Genomic DNA, 3,185 nt, shown 5'->3' on the forward strand with positions numbered 1-3,185 from the left:
GCCCACAAAGCCCGGGACCCCCGAAGATGACCTGAACCGCACGGTGGGGGGTTCTCGCCGTCGCCAAGCACCACGACGCCGAGCGGGCAGTCGCCGTTCGACGTGCGCCCGACCCAGCTGGGAATGCAGACGCGCAGCATTGATGACGCGCCTCGTGGTCATCGGCCGCTGTCGGCGTCGAGCCCGCGTTCGGCACGCTGGGCGGTGACAGAAACCATGCGTACCAGGTGAAAACTGTCGCGCACACGACGACCAAACCGCGACGTCGCTGACGTCGCATGATGAGGTGGCGTGTCTCGTCGCAAACGCTCACTCGAGGATGCGCCCGAGCTCGCCGTTGGCTCGTCGCTCACGGCGACCTCGGACATTGGTGAAGGAGAAGGCGATCTCGAAGTACCTCGGATCCAGCCCGAGCGGCAGTGGAAGTGTCCGCGCCGCTCAACGACTCGGTCCGTACGAACTCGAATGGCGGAGCAGCATTGGCTGCTGCCCCGCCCCTCAAGATCACTACGCGTTCAGGACGTCATCGCGAAAGCGCGTGAGTGGGACCTCGTGCAGACGGCGCTCTTCTATGAGCGCTTCGGGTGGCATACCGAGGATGAGTATCACCAATGTGCCGACTTCTACGGATTCCATGTGATGTCTTGGGCTGGTTATCCCATGCTCGCCGACTACCGTGAGGTGTCGATGACCCTCTGGCTCTGCGGGAAAGCTGGCCAAGATGCCGGGGCTGCCGACGAGGTGCGGGGGGCCGTTGGGAATGGCGCGAACCGTCGTGACTGGGCGCCTTTTTGGAGTCCGGGGGTGTCCAGAGTCGAGTCGCTGAGGCTTGTTCGATAAAGTCGACGATTGTGGCCGATCGGCCGAATCGGCGGCGTCGACCGGGCGCCCGAGATCGCGGTTGCAATGCCCAATTTCGGCCGGTGGCTCGGACTCATTGAAATATCCGAACCAATCGGCGGGTCGTTCGCTGGGTCGCGCTCATGGCACGGTCGCACTCGGCGGCATCGCCAAGCCGGGCCGGCGAGCGAGCTTCCATGGCGTAGAGATGAGCCGCCGCGCTCGCCGAGCCTGCGTTCGCTGTGCCCATGCGTGCTGAGCGGGCGAGATTGGCAGCTTTTCGATGCCGCCCAAGGAACGCTGCTTGATGGCTCATAGCGTCGAGGATGCTGGCGCCGAGAAGTCGATCGCCCGTCGACTCAGCGATGCGCAGGGCCTGGATGAAGTAGCGCGGGGCCATCCCGTGGATGCCGGCGTTGTAAGACATCCGCGCACCAGGCAGTGTCGCTTGCGCCCAGGCCTTGAACAGGTCCCGTCGGACAGCTTCATTCCGAGCCGTCCCCCCGAGGAGGCCGGCCGGATCTGTTCGAAGAAACTCGATGAGCGCCCGGCGGGCATGTCCTCCACGGTGCTCGCCGTCGAAAAAGCGTCCCGGCTGGCCGCCGCCGCGACTCTGGCCGCGGCCTGAATCCCGAACTTCCGAACCTGGAGCTGTTGCTCTCGACTCCCGCGCCGATCGCTGGAGCTGCCTGGGCAGACTCGGGGGAGCGGCGTGATCGCCGCCGCTGACGGCGATCCTGCACGATCACCTGAAGACCGTCGGCACGGCTTCGGGGCGAGCTGCTGCTGTCCGAGACTGCTCCGGTCGCGGGTGCGGCGTGGACGGACAGCGGCGAGCGCCGCGACCGCCGTCAGCTCAAGGAGCGGGCCAAGGGCGAAGTGCGGCCGGTGCCGTGCCCGCCGCCGCTGACCGCGATGCTGCACCGCCACGTCGAGCAGTACGGCGTCGCCGACGACCGCCGCCTGTTCCGGAGCCTCGACGGCGGTGACGTCGCGGAGTCGACGCTCGCCCGGGTCTGGGACAAGGCTCGCCAAGCAGCGCTGTCCGAGGACGAGTACCGATCGCCGCTGGCGCGTCGGCCGTACGACCTGCGGCACGCGTGTGTGTCGACGTGGCTGGCGGCCGGCGTACAGTCCGCCCAGGCCGCCGCGTGGGCCGGACACTCGGTTGCGGTGCTGCACGAGGTGTACGCCAAGGTGCTCGCAGGGCTGGAGGAGGTATCCCTGGCGAAGATCGCCATGATCCTCAACCTGGCCGAGGATGAATAGACTGCAGCAACGCTCAGTGCGATGACTTGGGTCGCTCCGTTCGGTTGGCCGTCACGGCCCTGGAGTTGATGGGTGTTGAAGCCTCCTGCGGTCTACAGTCTGCCAGCCGCGCCTCGGCGGCGGCCTGCTCTGAGCCCGCTCCGCCCGGCCAAACTCAGCGACACCTTCGACACGATCGCCGACGCCGCGTGGGGCCGTGAACGACCTCAGTTCACGGCCCCACGCAGGGTCAAAGCGCGTCTTGCAGCGCGTTCCTTCTTACTGTTCGGTAGCGTCAGGTCGTTCTGCCCGGACGAGTTCACCCGTCGCTTGCCGGATGAACACCTCAGCTGTTTGACCGAACGACCATGCCAACGCCTCTTCGAGCGTGTCGGCATCGAACATGTCCAGAAATTCACCGTCGGGCTGCTCGGACCAAGCTGCGGTCCACGACCTACGCCAGCCTGGCGGCAGGATAATCACGCACCCAGCTACACGTGCCCGACGGTCAGAACCATCTGGTGGCATGCCGGCGCGTGCCGCACCGGGGCTCAGCGGCGTGCAGGCACCACCCCGTTGCTCTTCTCGGAAGAACCGCTGACGAGGCGCTTCGTGACTGTTCACCGCTGCATCCTACTGCCCGCGGGCCGCGCCCGTCCGGGGTGAAAGTGGAGCTGATCAGTCGCCCGACAGAGGTGTGTCAGGTAAATCATTGGTTTGTGCGCTGTGGAAGCGGTACAGCGGATCACCATCGAGACTGTAGACCACGGGACTCTTGACGATAAGCCAGATATTCGTGTCCGGGTATTGCGGAATATAAAAGCTGAACTGGTTCCACTGAGACTTGCAGGCGCCATTCCCCCAGTAGCTGTTGTATCCGTTTGGCTCCCAGAAAGCTGCTTTGTTCGCTGATACGTCTCCAGCCGTGTAGAAGCCGTGCGTTCCACTTATTTCTGACCCCGATTGGCCGCCACATGTGTCAGATAGCAGGCCTTCAAGTACTAAGAGCGTGTCTCAGTAGGGGTGTGGCTGGTCTTGGTGGATGATCTTGGGTTGTGGATGATCTGTCTCGGCGGCTGGTGCCGGATGAGTTGTGG

1 protein-coding gene and 1 pseudogene are annotated in these 3,185 nt (G+C 64.9%); one reads left to right on the forward strand and one right to left on the reverse strand.

The genetic code is table 11. The features are described 5' to 3' along the window. Positions 1–934: 934 nt before the first annotated feature. Complete coding sequence (locus AB0K15_RS47940) at positions 935–1,267, reverse strand: hypothetical protein (protein WP_364067907.1); 333 nt, start codon at positions 1,265–1,267, stop codon at positions 935–937. Positions 1,268–1,614: 347 nt separating this feature from the next. On the opposite strand from AB0K15_RS47940, the pseudogene AB0K15_RS47945 reads away from it, so the two are divergent. Further along, positions 1,615–2,109: pseudogene (locus AB0K15_RS47945) on the forward strand (integrase); the annotation flags it as partial. Positions 2,110–3,185 lie beyond the last annotated feature (1,076 nt).

Source organism: Amycolatopsis sp. NPDC049253 (assembly GCF_040678995.1).
In the GTDB taxonomy this organism is placed as follows: domain Bacteria; phylum Actinomycetota; class Actinomycetes; order Mycobacteriales; family Pseudonocardiaceae; genus Amycolatopsis.